Annotated in this window: 13 protein-coding genes; 12 read left to right on the plus strand and 1 reads right to left on the minus strand. The window is 54.0% G+C overall.

Going from position 1 to position 14,732, the window contains the following annotated elements:
- Window positions 1-27: 27 nt before the first annotated feature.
- Window positions 28-1,203 (minus strand): 3-demethoxyubiquinol 3-hydroxylase, encoded by a 1,176-nt coding sequence (ubiF, locus tag J4613_RS11095; RefSeq protein WP_079971568.1) that lies wholly within the window; start codon window positions 1,201-1,203, stop codon window positions 28-30.
- Window positions 1,204-1,346: 143 nt separating this feature from the next.
- On the opposite strand from ubiF, the gene miaB reads away from it, so the two are divergent.
- From miaB to J4613_RS11155, 12 genes are all read left to right on the plus strand, one after another.
- The gene (gene miaB / locus J4613_RS11100; protein WP_001519200.1) at window positions 1,347-2,771 is read left to right on the plus strand and encodes a tRNA (N6-isopentenyl adenosine(37)-C2)-methylthiotransferase MiaB; all 1,425 of its coding nucleotides are present in this window, start codon (window positions 1,347-1,349) and stop codon (window positions 2,769-2,771) included.
- Window positions 2,772-2,975: 204 nt separating this feature from the next.
- The gene (locus J4613_RS11105; protein ID WP_001018045.1) at window positions 2,976-4,022 is read left to right on the plus strand and encodes a PhoH family protein; all 1,047 of its coding nucleotides are present in this window, start codon (window positions 2,976-2,978) and stop codon (window positions 4,020-4,022) included.
- A complete protein-coding gene (gene ybeY / locus J4613_RS11110) occupies window positions 4,019-4,492 on the plus strand; it encodes an rRNA maturation RNase YbeY (RefSeq protein ID WP_000084477.1) in 474 nt (157 codons plus the stop codon). The genes J4613_RS11105 and ybeY overlap by 4 nt, the downstream gene beginning before the upstream one ends.
- Before the next feature lie 157 nt (window positions 4,493-4,649).
- Window positions 4,650-5,528 (plus strand): CNNM family magnesium/cobalt transport protein CorC, encoded by an 879-nt coding sequence (gene corC / locus J4613_RS11115; protein WP_001278615.1) that lies wholly within the window; start codon window positions 4,650-4,652, stop codon window positions 5,526-5,528.
- A 19-nt stretch (window positions 5,529-5,547) separates the two neighbouring features.
- Window positions 5,548-7,086, plus strand: coding sequence for an apolipoprotein N-acyltransferase (gene lnt / locus J4613_RS11120; RefSeq protein ID WP_023239021.1), 1,539 nt, complete (start codon window positions 5,548-5,550; stop codon window positions 7,084-7,086).
- Between the two features lie 354 nt (window positions 7,087-7,440).
- Window positions 7,441-8,349, plus strand: a complete 909-nt coding sequence (locus tag J4613_RS11125) for an amino acid ABC transporter substrate-binding protein (protein WP_001518176.1) — start codon at window positions 7,441-7,443, stop codon at window positions 8,347-8,349.
- Window positions 8,350-8,508: 159 nt separating this feature from the next.
- Window positions 8,509-9,249, plus strand: coding sequence for a glutamate/aspartate ABC transporter permease GltJ (gltJ, locus tag J4613_RS11130; RefSeq protein WP_000020930.1), 741 nt, complete (start codon window positions 8,509-8,511; stop codon window positions 9,247-9,249).
- Window positions 9,249-9,923 carry a glutamate/aspartate ABC transporter permease GltK gene (gene gltK, locus J4613_RS11135; RefSeq protein WP_000272799.1) on the plus strand — a complete coding sequence of 225 codons (675 nt, stop codon included), beginning with the start codon at window positions 9,249-9,251 and terminating at the stop codon, window positions 9,921-9,923. The genes gltJ and gltK overlap by 1 nt, the downstream gene beginning before the upstream one ends.
- Entirely contained in the window at window positions 9,923-10,648 is a 726-nt protein-coding gene (gene gltL, locus J4613_RS11140) for a glutamate/aspartate ABC transporter ATP-binding protein GltL (protein WP_000631369.1), read from the plus strand. Before gltK ends, gltL begins: the two co-directional genes overlap by 1 nt.
- A 116-nt stretch (window positions 10,649-10,764) precedes the next feature.
- A complete protein-coding gene (gene rihA / locus J4613_RS11145; RefSeq protein WP_080169985.1) occupies window positions 10,765-11,700 on the plus strand; it encodes a pyrimidine-specific ribonucleoside hydrolase RihA in 936 nt (311 codons plus the stop codon).
- Window positions 11,701-11,731: 31 nt separating this feature from the next.
- Window positions 11,732-12,970: a hypothetical protein gene (locus J4613_RS11150; RefSeq protein WP_080169984.1), complete on the plus strand. Its 1,239-nt coding sequence runs from the start codon at window positions 11,732-11,734 to the stop codon at window positions 12,968-12,970.
- Between the two features lie 75 nt (window positions 12,971-13,045).
- Window positions 13,046-14,725: a molecular chaperone HscC gene (locus J4613_RS11155; protein WP_000368035.1), complete on the plus strand. Its 1,680-nt coding sequence runs from the start codon at window positions 13,046-13,048 to the stop codon at window positions 14,723-14,725.
- Window positions 14,726-14,732: the final 7 nt, after the last annotated feature.

The raw sequence follows: 14,732 nt of genomic DNA on the forward strand, positions 1-14,732 counted from the left end.
TACAAACCGGGTAAGGCATTCAGCGGGTTACAACCCCAACGCATACTTCAGCGCCTGACGTTTTAGCACGCCTGCGCGCTGCGCCGCCATCAGCCCCATATTGCGTAAAATACGCAGCGGCGGCAGTTCATTGCTGAACCCGGCATAGAACAGATCCATTCCACTTTGCATCATAAAATTATCTGCCATGCGCCGCGTCTGATAGCGTTTCAACACCGAATGGCTGGCCCAGGACTCGCCATAGCTACGGGCACTCGCCAGCACATCAATCAACGCATCAACATCCCGATACCCCAGGTTGACGCCCTGCCCGGCCAGCGGATGAATGGTATGCGCCGCGTCGCCTACCAGCGCCAGCCCCGGTTGTACATACTGCAACGCGTGACGACGGGTTAGCGGAAACGCGCCCGCCGCGACAGGCATCACCGCCCCCAGACGCGCCGGAAAGTGCTGGTTAATTTCCACCTGCAATTGCGTCATCGATAAACCCTGCAGCTGGCGAATACGTGCCGGAGCGTCATACCACACCAGCGACGCCCAATCGTCGAACAGCGGCAAAAAAGCGCGCGGCCCCGTTGGCGTAAACTGCTGCCAGGTGCTGTCGCCTGGCGAATTTTCACACTTGACGGTGATAAGCATACACGACTGCGCATATTGCCAGGCATGAATGCCAATTCCCGCCATTTGCCGAACCTGCGAATTCGCGCCGTCGGCGCCAATCACTAACTTCGGCGTTACCCATTCGCCGTCGGCCAGTTCCAGCGCATAACCATCGTGGCGGCGGTGCAATGCCGCCAGTGAAGCCGGAACGCGCAGCGTCACGCCGGGGTGCGCTTCCAGCGCCTGCCACAGCGCCTGTTGCAGGACGTTGTTCTCTACCATATAGCCTAACAGCGGCAGCTTGAGTTCAGCGGCGTCGAACACCACATGGGCGTTTTCCCACTCCCAGGTCTCCAGTCGCCGATAAGGATGGCTACGCATCCCCTGCACCGCCTCCCAAACGCCCAGCCCCTTGAGCAGCGCCACGGATGCCGCGCTAATGGCCGAAATCCGCACGTCAGGCTGGCTGTCAGCCACAAACGGCGCAGGCGCGGCATGTTCTATTACCATCACCGTAAACCCTTGCTGCGCCAGACCCAGCGCCAGCGCGCCGCCGACCATTCCCCCGCCGACAATGGCAATTTCCGTTGGTTGATTTGTCATGGTCATTCATCCTGTTACGTTTTAGACAAGTTTACAGGATTTTTTACCCATTAGGACTGACGTCAGTCATACTGGTCACAACCGCGCCAAAGCATTACACTATGCGCCCTGCTTTTCAGCCACTATTTCGCAAGAGCAAGTCGATGACTAAAAAACTCCATATTAAAACCTGGGGCTGTCAGATGAACGAGTACGATTCATCGAAGATGGCCGATCTGCTGGACGCCACCCACGGCTATCAACTGACCGACGTGGCGGAAGAGGCGGATGTGCTGCTGTTGAATACCTGCTCAATCCGCGAGAAGGCTCAGGAAAAAGTCTTCCATCAATTAGGTCGCTGGAGACTGTTAAAAGAGAAAAATCCCGATCTGATTATCGGCGTCGGCGGCTGCGTGGCTTCCCAGGAAGGCGAGCACATTCGTCAACGCGCCCATTACGTCGACATTATTTTTGGCCCGCAAACCTTACACCGCCTGCCGGAGATGATTAACTCCGTGCGTGGCGACCGCAGCCCGGTGGTCGATATCAGCTTCCCGGAAATCGAGAAGTTCGACCGTTTGCCGGAACCGCGCGCCGAAGGCCCGACCGCTTTCGTTTCTATCATGGAAGGCTGCAATAAATATTGTACTTACTGCGTGGTACCGTATACCCGCGGTGAAGAAGTCAGCCGTCCCTCAGACGATATCCTGTTCGAAATCGCCCAGTTAGCGGCGCAGGGCGTGCGTGAGGTCAACCTGCTGGGCCAGAACGTTAACGCCTGGCGCGGAGAAAACTACGACGGCACCACCGGTACCTTTGCCGATCTGCTGCGTCTGGTTGCCGCCATCGACGGCATTGACCGTATTCGCTTTACCACCAGCCATCCGATTGAGTTCACCGACGATATTATCGAGGTGTACCGCGATACGCCGGAACTGGTCAGTTTCCTGCATCTGCCGGTACAGAGCGGTTCCGATCGCGTGTTGAATCTGATGGGGCGCACCCACACTGCGCTGGAATATAAAGCAATCATCCGTAAACTGCGCGCGGCGCGGCCGGACATTCAGATAAGCTCTGACTTTATCGTCGGATTCCCTGGCGAAACTACCGATGATTTCGAAAAAACCATGAAGCTTATCGCTGACGTCAACTTTGATATGAGCTACAGCTTTATCTTCTCTGCGCGTCCGGGAACGCCGGCTGCCGATATGGTTGATGACGTACCGGAAGAAGAGAAGAAGCAGCGTCTGTATATTCTGCAAGAGCGTATCAATCAGCAGGCGATGGCATGGAGCCGCCGTATGCTCGGCACGACACAGCGCATTCTGGTGGAAGGCACGTCACGTAAAAACATTATGGAACTGTCTGGCCGTACCGAAAACAATCGGGTGGTGAACTTTGAAGGCACGCCGGAGATGATTGGTAAGTTTGTCGATGTGGAAATTACTGACGTCTATCCGAACTCCCTGCGCGGAAAAGTGGTGCGTACCGAAGATGAAATGGGGCTGCGCGTCGCCGAAACGCCGGAGTCCGTCATTGCCCGTACCCGTAAAGAAAATGAGCTAGGCGTAGGATTCTACCAGCCTTAACCCTGCTGAAAAGGCAATAATGCCCGATGGCGCTACGCCTGTCGGGCTTCCTGGTCATGGCCTGTCGCCCGACGGGCCTTGCAATTTTCTCTCTTCATCCCCATCTTCATTGCAATGCTTGCGCCTTTTCCCTATGGCGTGAATAATTTCCTTAGATGCCGGTAAATGTTCAGCGTCCGGCGATACAGACACAAGAGGAACAGTTTGAATATAGACACTCGCGAAATTACCCTTGAGCCTGCAGACAACGCCCGTCTGTTGAGCCTTTGCGGGCCGTTTGATGACAATATTAAACAGCTCGAACGTCGTCTCGGTATTGAAATCAACCGCCGTGACAATCACTTTAAACTGACCGGTCGTCCGATTTGCGTGACCGCGGCGACAGATATTTTGCGAAGTCTGTATGTCGATACCGCACCGATGCGCGGCCAGACTCAGGATATCGAACCGGAACAAATTCATCTGGCGATCAAAGAAGCGCGGGTGCTGGAACAGAGCGCGGAAAGCGTGCCTGACTATGGCAAAGCGATCAATATCAAAACCAAGCGCGGCGTGATTAAACCGCGTACCCCGAACCAGGCGCAGTACATCGCCAATATTCTCGATCATGATATTACCTTTGGCGTCGGCCCGGCGGGTACCGGTAAAACTTATCTTGCGGTCGCCGCTGCGGTAGACGCCCTGGAGCGCCAGGAGATTCGCCGTATTCTACTGACCCGTCCGGCGGTGGAAGCGGGCGAAAAACTCGGCTTTCTGCCAGGCGATTTAAGTCAGAAGGTGGACCCGTACCTGCGTCCGCTGTATGACGCGCTGTTCGAAATGCTCGGCTTTGAAAAAGTCGAGAAGCTGATTGAACGCAATGTGATTGAAGTCGCACCGCTGGCCTATATGCGCGGACGCACGTTAAACGACGCCTTTATCATTCTGGATGAAAGCCAGAACACCACTATCGAACAGATGAAGATGTTCCTGACGCGTATCGGCTTTAACTCGAAAGCGGTGATCACCGGCGACGTGACGCAGATTGACCTGCCACGCAACACCAAATCCGGCTTGCGTCATGCCATTGAAGTGCTGGCGGAAGTCGATGAAATCAGTTTCAACTTCTTCCACAGCGAAGACGTGGTGCGCCATCCGGTCGTTGCCCGCATTGTTAACGCCTATGAAGCCTGGGAAGAGGCCGAACAAAAACGCAAAGCTGCGTTGGCGGCAGAGCGTAAGCGTGAAGCCCAGGAGCAGGAACAGAAATGAGCCAGGTGATCCTCGATTTACAGTTGGCCTGTGAAAACCACGCGGGCCTGCCGGATGAAGCTCAGTTTCAACGCTGGCTGGACGGCGTTATTCCGCAGTTTCAGGAAGAGGCGGAAGTCACAATCCGTCTGGTGGATGAGGCCGAAAGCCACGACCTTAATTTGACGTACCGCGGGAAAGATAAACCCACTAATGTTCTCTCCTTCCCGTTTGAAGCGCCCCCCGGCATTGAAATGCCGCTACTGGGCGATCTGATTATTTGCCGTCAGGTCGTGGAGCAGGAAGCGCAGGAACAGAGCAAGCCACTGGAGGCGCACTGGGCGCACATGGTCGTACACGGTAGCCTGCATTTGCTGGGTTACGATCATATCGACGATGACGAAGCGGAAGAGATGGAGTCTCTCGAAACGGAGATTATGCTTGCTATGGGCTATGAGGATCCGTACATTGCCGAGAAGATTGCAGAATAGTAGCTTGCCGGATGGCGGCGCTTGCGCCTTATCCGGCCTACATTCATGCCTTTTGTAGGCCTGATAAGCGTAGCGTCATCAGGCAAAACATGCCGTCACAGCTGAGTATACGCATGACGAGCTTTGTATTAACTAACATGAGAACCCATACGACGCCATGAGCGACGACAATTCACACAGTAGTGACACAGTAAACAGTAAAAAGGGATTTTTTTCCCTGCTACTCAGCCAGCTTTTCCACGGTGAACCTAAAAACCGTGATGAGTTGCTGGCGCTGATCCGTGATTCCGGGCAGAACGAGCTTATCGATGAAGATACGCGCGATATGCTCGAAGGCGTAATGGACATCGCCGACCAGCGCGTTCGCGATATTATGATCCCGCGCTCCCAGATGATTACCCTGAAACGCAACCAGACGCTGGACGAATGTCTCGATGTTATCATCGAGTCCGCCCACTCGCGTTTTCCGGTGATCAGCGAAGATAAAGATCACATTGAAGGGATTCTGATGGCCAAAGATTTGCTGCCGTTTATGCGCAGCGATGCCGAAGCCTTCAGCATGGACAAAGTGTTACGCACCGCGGTTGTCGTACCGGAAAGCAAACGGGTTGACCGTATGCTCAAGGAATTCCGCTCCCAGCGCTACCATATGGCGATCGTGATTGATGAGTTTGGCGGCGTTTCCGGCCTTGTGACTATCGAAGACATCCTCGAACTGATTGTCGGTGAAATTGAAGATGAGTATGACGAAGAAGACGATATTGACTTCCGTCAGCTTAGCCGCCATACCTGGACGATTCGCGCGCTGGCGTCGATTGAAGACTTCAATGACGCTTTCGGCACCCACTTCAGCGATGAAGAGGTCGATACCATCGGCGGGCTGGTGATGCAGGCGTTCGGCCATTTACCGGCCCGCGGCGAAACCATTGACATTGATGGTTACCAGTTCAAAGTGGCGATGGCCGATAGTCGTCGTATTATTCAGGTGCATGTCAGGATCCCGGATGACTCGCCCCAGCCAAAACTGGACGAATAACAGCAATAGTGGACTAAAAATGGCATTTGCCTCGTTAATTGAACGCCAGCGTATTCGCCTGCTGCTGGCGTTATTATTCGGCGCCTGCGGAACACTGGCTTTCTCTCCGTATGACGTCTGGCCCGCAGCGATAGTGTCGCTTATCGGGCTGCAGGCCTTAACGTTCAATCGCCGCCCGCTCCAGTCTGCCGCCATCGGCTATTGCTGGGGACTCGGACTTTTCGGTAGCGGGATTAACTGGGTTTATGTCAGTATCGCGCAATTTGGCGGCATGCCGGGCCCGGTTAACGTTTTTCTGGTGGTGCTGCTTGCAGCTTATCTCTCGCTGTATACCGGACTGTTTGCCGGGATTTTGTCGCGCCTGTGGCCAAAAACCAACTGGCTGCGCGTCGCTATCGCCGCGCCTGCAGTATGGCAAATCACCGAATTTTTACGCGGCTGGGTGCTGACCGGCTTCCCCTGGCTGCAATTTGGCTATAGTCAGGTCGACGGCCCGCTAAAAGGCCTGGCGCCGGTAATGGGCGTCGAAGCGATCAACTTCCTGCTGATGATGGTCAGCGGCCTGTTAGCGCTGGCACTGGCGACGCGGAACTGGCGTCCGCTGGCTGTCGCCGTGATTCTGTTTGCTTTGCCCTTTCCGCTACGTTATATCCAGTGGTTTACGCTGGAACCGGCCAAAGCGACCCAGGTATCGCTGGTGCAGGGCGATATCCCGCAGTCGCTGAAGTGGGACGAAAACCAGCTACTGAATACGCTAAAAATTTATCTCAACGAAACTCGCCCAGAGTTAGGCAAATCACAGATTATTATCTGGCCTGAGTCGGCGATTCCGGATCTCGAAATCAATCAGCAGCCTTTCCTTCGTTCGCTGGACGAGATGTTACGCGAAAAAAATAGCACGCTGATCACCGGTATTGTCGATGCGCGTCTCAATAAACAGAATCGATACGACACCTACAATACGATTATTACGTTGGGCAAGGATAATCCATACAGTTATGACTCGCCCAATCGCTACAATAAAAATCACCTTGTACCCTTTGGCGAGTTCGTTCCGCTGGAGTCTATCCTGCGTCCGCTGGCGCCGTTCTTCGATCTGCCCATGTCCTCCTTTAGCCGCGGCCCTTATATCCAGCCGCAGTTACATGCGCACGACTATAAGCTGACGGCGGCAATCTGTTATGAAATTATTCTTGGCGAACAGGTGCGGGATAACTTCCGCCCGGACACCGACTATCTGCTGACGATTTCTAACGACGCCTGGTTTGGTAAGTCCATTGGCCCGTGGCAACATTTCCAGATGGCGCGGATGCGTTCGCTGGAGCTGGCGCGTCCGTTGCTGCGCAGTACCAATAACGGTATTACGGCGGTGATTGGCCCGCAGGGCGAAATCCAGGCGATGATCCCGCAGTTCACACGCCAGGTACTGACCACCCACGTCACGCCAACCACGGGGTTAACTCCCTATGCCCGTACCGGCAACTGGCCGCTATGGGTACTGACCGCGCTGTTTGCTTTTGGCGCGGTAGTGATGAGTCTGCGACAACGACGGAAATAATCTCTCCCCAGGCCGGATAGCGCTTCATTTATCCGGCCTGAAAATCCTCCTTTTTCCCCCATTCTGGCACGTCTATTGCTTTGTTAAACATGGCAAACCTGTTCTGGCTGCTTGTGCAACCGGGTCGCACCAAAATCGATCATCGGTAGCACCTGAACGGTGCAATGTAGGATTTTTGCCTCTGAACGGTGCGGCGCACTTCGCAAAAATAAACAATATCGCAGCAAAATATTTACAACGAGCCACACTAAATGTTAACAAACACACATAACACTGCACGCGCAAGTTGCAGGCAATAACAACATCACAATAGCTATCAATGCGTCGACGGCGCAGATGATAAAGGAGTTGGATATGCAATTACGTAAGCTAACCACAGCAATGCTGGTCATGGGACTGTCTGCGGGCCTTGCGCACGCAGAAGATGGCGCGCCTGCCGCTGGTAGCACCCTGGACAAGATCGCTAAAAATGGCGTGATCGTCGTCGGGCATCGCGAATCTTCTGTGCCCTTTTCTTATTACGACAACCAGCAGAAAGTGGTCGGCTATTCCCAGGACTACTCCAACGCTATTGTGGAAGCGGTAAAAAAGAAACTTAACAAGCCCGATCTGCAGGTGAAGCTGATCCCGATCACCTCGCAAAACCGTATTCCGCTGTTGCAAAACGGAACCTTCGATTTTGAATGTGGTTCAACGACTAACAACCTTGAGCGCCAGAAACAGGCCGCCTTCTCCGATACGATTTTCGTCGTCGGGACGCGACTGCTGACTAAAAAAGGCGGCGATATTAAAGACTTCCCGGATCTGAAAGGCAAAGCGGTCGTCGTCACCTCCGGGACGACCTCTGAAATTCTGCTGCATAAGCTTAACGAAGAGCAAAAGATGGGGATGCGTATTATTAGCGCGAAAGACCACGGTGACTCGTTCCGCACCCTGGAAAGCGGTCGCGCCGTCGCCTTTATGATGGATGACGCGCTGCTGGCCGGCGAGCGCGCCAAAGCCAAGAAACCGGATAACTGGGAGATTGTCGGTAAACCGCAGTCCCAGGAAGCCTACGGCTGTATGCTGCGTAAAAACGACCCTGAGTTTAAAAAGCTGATGGACGATACCATCGCCCAGGCGCAAACCTCCGGCGAAGCGGAAAAGTGGTTTGATAAGTGGTTTAAAAATCCGATCCCACCGAAAAACCTGAACATGAATTTCGAGTTGTCTGACGAGATGAAAGCCCTGTTCAAAGCACCAAATGATAAAGCGCTTAACTAACTAAAACTAAATGGGACGGGACTCCTGTCCTCTCGATTGTCGCTCAGCACGGACAGACTATAAGCCTGATGGTCGTTCCCCATCGGGCCTGAAACCGCAAATCGCCGGGCAACAATCTTCGAGGGTAGCGCTGCTACCCTTTTTTTTCGGAGTAGATGTATGTCAATAGACTGGAACTGGGGTATTTTTTTACAGGAAGCCCCCTTCGGCAATACCACCTATCTCGGCTGGCTATGGAGTGGTTTTCAGGTCACCGTAGCCCTTTCGATTACCGCCTGGATTATCGCTTTCCTGGTAGGATCTATTTTCGGCATTTTACGTACCGTTCCCAACCGTTTCCTCTCCGGACTGGGCACATTGTACGTAGAACTGTTCCGCAACGTGCCGCTGATCGTGCAATTCTTCACCTGGTACCTGGTGGTGCCTGAACTGTTGCCGGAAGATCTTGGCATGTGGTTTAAGGCGGAACTCGATCCCAATATTCAGTTTTTCCTCTCCTCAATGATCTGTCTGGGACTGTTTACCGCCGCCCGCGTTTGCGAACAGGTGCGCGCCGCGATTCAGTCTCTGCCTCGCGGGCAGAAGAACGCGGCGCTGGCGATGGGGCTAACGCTGCCGCAGGCTTATCGCTATGTCCTGCTGCCGAATGCCTATCGCGTTATCGTACCGCCAATGACGTCAGAGATGATGAACCTGGTGAAAAACTCGGCTATTGCCTCAACCATCGGCCTGGTGGATATGGCGGCGCAGGCAGGCAAACTGTTGGATTACTCGGCGCACGCCTGGGAATCCTTCACCGCCATTACGCTGGCCTATGTGCTGATTAACGCCGTTATCATGCTGGTCATGAGCCTGGTTGAACGCAAAGTCCGCCTGCCGGGCAACGTGGGGAGCAAATAATGTACGAATTTGACTGGAGTTCGATTATCCCCTCACTGCCTTACCTGCTGGCCGGGTTGGTCATCACGCTGAAGATCACCGTCACCGCCGTTGTCGTGGGGATAGTCTGGGGAACCATTCTGGCCGTCATGCGCCTCTCAAGCTTTGCCCCTATCGCCTGGTTTGCTAAAGCGTATGTTAACGTTTTCCGTTCCATCCCGTTGGTGATGGTCTTGCTGTGGTTCTATCTGATTGTACCCGGCTTTCTGCAAAACGTGCTGGGACTATCGCCGAAAACCGATATCCGCCTGATCTCCGCGATGGTGGCATTCTCTATGTTTGAAGCGGCCTACTATTCCGAGATTATTCGCGCCGGTATTCAAAGTATTTCCCGCGGGCAGTCCAGCGCCGCGCTGGCGCTGGGGATGACCCACTGGCAGTCGATGAAGCTCATTATTCTGCCGCAGGCGTTTCGGGCGATGGTGCCGCTGTTGCTTACGCAGGGCATCGTGCTATTTCAGGACACCTCTTTAGTTTATGTACTCAGCCTGGCGGACTTCTTCCGCACCGCGTCGACTATCGGCGAGCGTGACGGAACTCAGGTCGAAATGATTCTGTTCGCCGGCGCCGTTTATTTTGTTATCAGCCTGAGCGCGTCGTTGCTGGTCAGCTATTTGAAGAAAAGGACAGTTTAATGATTACCCTGAAAAATGTTTCAAAATGGTATGGTCACTTTCAGGTGCTGACCGATTGTTCAACAGAAGTGAAAAAAGGTGAGGTGGTGGTAGTCTGCGGGCCATCGGGTTCCGGTAAATCCACGCTGATTAAGACCGTCAATGGTCTGGAACCGGTGCAAAAAGGCGAAATTACCGTTAACGGCATTATTGTGAACGACAAAAAAACCGATCTGGCGAAACTGCGTTCCCGCGTGGGCATGGTATTCCAGCACTTCGAGCTGTTTCCCCACCTGTCGATCATCGAAAACCTGACGCTGGCGCAGGTGAAAGTGCTGAAACGCGATAAGGCCGCCGCCCGCGATAAAGGCCTGAAGCTGCTGGAGCGCGTTGGCCTGTCTGCACATGCCAACAAGTTCCCGGCGCAGCTTTCCGGCGGTCAGCAGCAGCGCGTGGCGATCGCCCGTGCGCTATGTATGGACCCTATCGCCATGTTATTCGATGAACCGACTTCCGCGCTCGATCCGGAAATGATCAACGAGGTACTGGACGTAATGGTCGAGCTGGCGAACGAAGGGATGACCATGATGGTGGTGACGCACGAAATGGGCTTTGCCCGTAAAGTGGCTAACCGGGTGATCTTTATGGATGAAGGTAAAATCGTCGAAGATTCGCCAAAAGAGGAGTTCTTCGCTAACCCCAGTTCCGATCGCGCAAAAGACTTCCTTGCGAAAATCCTGCACTAATCTTCCCGGCGCGCACGTCAGAGTGCGCGCTATCTCACGCTTTACCGCTTCGCTTCTCGAAACGTATCCAGCCGGGCGTTAACCTTGTCACAAAGTACCGCTTACAAGGAGCCACAATGGCACTGCCCATTATTATTGATTGCGATCCGGGTCATGATGACGCGATCGCCCTCGTTCTCGCCCTCGCCTCCCCTGAACTGGAAGTGAAAGCGATCACCTCTTCCGCCGGCAACCAGACGCCGGATAAGACGCTGCGCAACGTGCTGCGGATGCTGACACTGCTCAAACGCCCGGATATTCCGGTGGCGGGCGGCGCGGTGAAACCGCTCATGCGCGAACTGATTATCGCCGATAACGTTCACGGCGAAAGCGGCCTCGACGGCCCGGCGCTGCCCGAGCCGTCATTCGCCCCGCAAAGCGGCACTGCCGTTGAGCTGATGGCAAAAACACTGCGCGAGAGCGCACAGCCGGTCACCATCGTCTCCACTGGCCCACAGACCAACGTGGCGCTGCTGCTGAATAGCCATCCGGAACTGCATACGAAAATCGCCCGCATTGTGATCATGGGCGGCGCGATGGCGCTGGGTAACTGGACGCCCGCTGCGGAATTTAATATTTACGTCGATCCGGAAGCGGCAGAAATTGTCTTCCAGTCAGGCATTCCGGTGGTGATGGCCGGGCTGGACGTCACTCATAAGGCACAGATTCACGCTGCCGATATCGAGCGTTTCCGCAACATCGGCAATCCAATTTCGACGATCGTGGCTGAACTACTCGACTTCTTCTTTGAATATCACAAAGACGAAAAATGGGGATTTATCGGCGCGCCGCTGCACGACCCGTGCACCATCGCCTGGCTGCTCAAGCCCGAGATTTTCACCACCGTTGAGCGTTGGGTTGGCGTGGAAACCCAGGGGAAATACACCCAGGGGATGACGGTGGTGGATTATTATTTTCTGACGGGGAATAAGCCGAATGCGACGGTGATGGTCGATGTAGACCGCCAGGGATTTGTCGATTTGCTGGCGGAACGGCTGCAATACTACGCATAAAGCGCAAAGTAGAATCCAGGGATGAACAGCGATGTTTTGGCGTAACAATAGACCTGAAATCAGCCTGCTACAGCACGACGTAGCCCATATTACGTTTTCAGTACGTAACGGAAAAGCATTGCTTCGTCCCTGCGTTATCCACGATCCCGACTCTGACGCCGGTATTCATACGCTCTCCTGGCATGGCTCGCCGCTGATTCGTTTTTACACTGAAGCCTGGTGCCCAACCTGCGCAGAATTTGTTTATGCTGGTTTTAGCAATGATGATGAAGGCGCCGCGGAGTTTTTATCCTCACTTGCCGAGTGGAATCAGCCAGGAGTCGGGTTGAACGAAGCATTTACCGCCCTGACGCCGCTGTTTTCACTCTTTGCCGATGGCTATTACCGACTGGAGGAACGCGAACTTTATCCCACAGATGGCAACGGACATTTTTTCTGGGCGGTGGGTAACGAAAAACAACCGAATCCCGCGACCACAGGGCAGTGGATTGCTGACGTGGACTATCACTACCAGTCCGGCGAACCCTGTTTTTTACTGCCAGGCCAGCCCCCATCGCGATTTAACCCACAACGCGCCGGGTATTATCGCGATAAGCCAGAGAGCCACGCGCTGGCCTGGTATATGAATGACAGCTGGCTTTGCGTCCTGCTTGATGGTCACCATAAAGCCACCGCCGCCGCGCTGGAAGGCCGGCCCGTGAAGACCTGGGTCATCAGCCAGCCGGTGGCGATGACATGCTACGAGACGCGACAGCAATGCCTGCGATTTTATGACGGCGAGCGCCTGGAAGAAGCCCAGTTTCAGCGCCGCATCCCCCTGAAAATACAGTACGAAAAACTACCGCCATCCCTTTGGGAGGATTACTTTACTCGCCATGACGAACGTTATACCCGCGTCAACTGGCCGAACGCATTGGCTAACTGCGCAACGCATTATCCCGATCTTGCGGCCTGCGCAGATATTATTGCCGCAGGCGATTTGAGCGAAGCCGGCCTCAACAAAATCATGGCGCAAGGGATCACCGAAGAGGGATTTCCCGCCGTACTGTTACGCGCGCTGTTTTATACCCATTCTCCCTTGTTGATTGATTTTGTCCGTTTTCTGACTCGCGCACCCGGTTATGCTTGCCACTACCCGCTGGCGTTTCGTTTACTGGCCCAGAAACGCACGCCACAGGCCGATGCTTTTTTCCTCGATTTCGCCATCAATGATGACGGCGAGCGCCCGGAGTTAACGAATATTATGGATGAATACTTTCGCCAGGCGTGACATTGATAAAGATCACCACGCCAGAGGGTGGTGTTCTTTATTCTATAAACTCTCTTTCCCGATAAATTAAACGCAATGGATAATGCAACGTTAGCGATTGGTATCGATCTCGGTACCACCAATAGTTTAATCGCCGTCTGGCAAGACGGAGCCGCACAATTAATACCTAATAAATTTGGTGAATATTTAACACCATCCATAATTAGTATGGATGAAAATAAGCAAATTCTGGTGGGAAAACCTGCCGCAGCTCGTAAAACATCTCATCCAGATAAAACCGCTGCCTTATTTAAACGTGCAATGGGCAGTAATACTCACTGGCATTTGGGTGAAGAGTCGTTTAATGCGCCGGAATTATCTTCGCTGGTTTTACGCTCGCTGAAAGAAGATGCGGAAGACTACCTTCAGCAGCCAATCAAGGACGTCGTGATCTCGGTTCCGGCTTATTTCAGCGATGAGCAGCGTAAGCATACACGCCTTGCCGCTGAGCTTGCGGGGTTAAACGCCGTGCGCTTGATCAATGAACCCACGGCGGCGGCAATGGCTTATGGCCTGCATACGCAGCAAAACAGCCGTTCGCTGGTTTTCGATCTGGGGGGCGGAACCTTTGATGTGACCGTTCTGGAATACGCTACGCCGATTATCGAAGTTCACGCCTCCGCTGGCGATAACTACCTCGGCGGCGAAGATTTCACGCATTTGTTACTTGATGAAGTGCTGAAACGCTGGAACCTCGATAAATCAGCGCTGACGGATAGCGATCTGGCTGCGCTGTATGCCTGTGTTGAAGCCGCAAAATGCGCCAGCAGCTCCCCGCTGCGCATGAGCTGGCTTTATCAGGAGAGCGTTCTGGAAAGCACGTTTTATGACGATGAGCTGGAAGCCCTGTGGCTACCGTTGCTCAACCGGCTGCGCACGCCCATTGAGCAGGCGCTGCGCGACTCCCGACTCAAACCGGAGCAAATTGACAGCCTGGTGCTGGTCGGCGGCGCGTCACAGATGCCGCTGGTGCAACGCATCGCGGTGCGCTTATTCGGTAAATTGCCCTATCAAAGTTACGATCCCAGCACCATCGTGGCGCTTGGCGCCGCAACTCAGGCCGCCTGTCGCCTGCGCCATGAAGACGTTGAAGAGGTGATCCTCACGGATATCTGCCCCTACTCGCTGGGCGTGGAAGTCAACCGACAGGGAGTGCCTGGTATTTTCTCGCCCATCATTGAACGCAATACCACCGTTCCGGTGTCAAAAGTGGAAACGTACTCCACCATGCACCCTGAGCAGGACTCTATTTGCGTCAGGGTATACCAGGGCGAAAGCCATAAGGTGAAAAATAATATCCTGATTGATTCTTTTGACGTCATGCTGAAGCCGAACGGGCACATTCAGGCCATTGATATTCGTTTTAGCTACGATATTAATGGTCTGCTGGAAGTTGACGTGCTGCTGGAAGACGGCAAGAGTGAATCCAGAATCATCAGTCACAATGCCACCTCACTGACGACGCAGCAAATCGACGCCAGCCGCGAGCGCCTGCAGGCGCTGAAAATTTATCCCCGCGATATGCTGATTAACCGGACGTTTAAAGCACAGTTAGAGGAGCAGTGGTCACGCGCGTTAGGCGATGAGCGCGAAATGCTGGGGGAGATTATTACCGATTTCGACGCGGCGCTGCTGTCTAATGATATGCAGCGCGTCGATGATGTGCGCCGTCGCGCCTGTGAATATCTGGGTATTGACGAGCCGAAAGCGCCGTAACGGCGCT

The organism is Salmonella sp. 32020114201800008SM, assembly GCF_017572025.1.
GTDB classification, from domain to species: domain Bacteria; phylum Pseudomonadota; class Gammaproteobacteria; order Enterobacterales; family Enterobacteriaceae; genus Salmonella; species Salmonella enterica.

What these genes read in the sequence shown, in the direction of transcription:
- corC (WP_001278615.1), top strand. Translation starts at nt 4,650, where the DNA reads ATGAGCGACGACAATTCACACAGTAGTGACACAGTAAACAGTAAAAAG.
- lnt (WP_023239021.1), top strand. Translation starts at nt 5,548, where the DNA reads ATGGCATTTGCCTCGTTAATTGAACGCCAGCGTATTCGCCTGCTGCTG.
- ybeY (WP_000084477.1), top strand. Translation starts at nt 4,019, where the DNA reads ATGAGCCAGGTGATCCTCGATTTACAGTTGGCCTGTGAAAACCACGCG.
- miaB (WP_001519200.1), top strand. Translation starts at nt 1,347, where the DNA reads ATGACTAAAAAACTCCATATTAAAACCTGGGGCTGTCAGATGAACGAG.
- J4613_RS11125 (WP_001518176.1), top strand. Translation starts at nt 7,441, where the DNA reads ATGCAATTACGTAAGCTAACCACAGCAATGCTGGTCATGGGACTGTCT.
- rihA (WP_080169985.1), top strand. Translation starts at nt 10,765, where the DNA reads ATGGCACTGCCCATTATTATTGATTGCGATCCGGGTCATGATGACGCG.
- J4613_RS11155 (WP_000368035.1), top strand. Translation starts at nt 13,046, where the DNA reads ATGGATAATGCAACGTTAGCGATTGGTATCGATCTCGGTACCACCAAT.
- gltK (WP_000272799.1), top strand. Translation starts at nt 9,249, where the DNA reads ATGTACGAATTTGACTGGAGTTCGATTATCCCCTCACTGCCTTACCTG.
- gltJ (WP_000020930.1), top strand. Translation starts at nt 8,509, where the DNA reads ATGTCAATAGACTGGAACTGGGGTATTTTTTTACAGGAAGCCCCCTTC.
- ubiF (WP_079971568.1), bottom strand. Translation starts at nt 1,203, where the DNA reads ATGACAAATCAACCAACGGAAATTGCCATTGTCGGCGGGGGAATGGTC.
- J4613_RS11150 (WP_080169984.1), top strand. Translation starts at nt 11,732, where the DNA reads ATGTTTTGGCGTAACAATAGACCTGAAATCAGCCTGCTACAGCACGAC.
- gltL (WP_000631369.1), top strand. Translation starts at nt 9,923, where the DNA reads ATGATTACCCTGAAAAATGTTTCAAAATGGTATGGTCACTTTCAGGTG.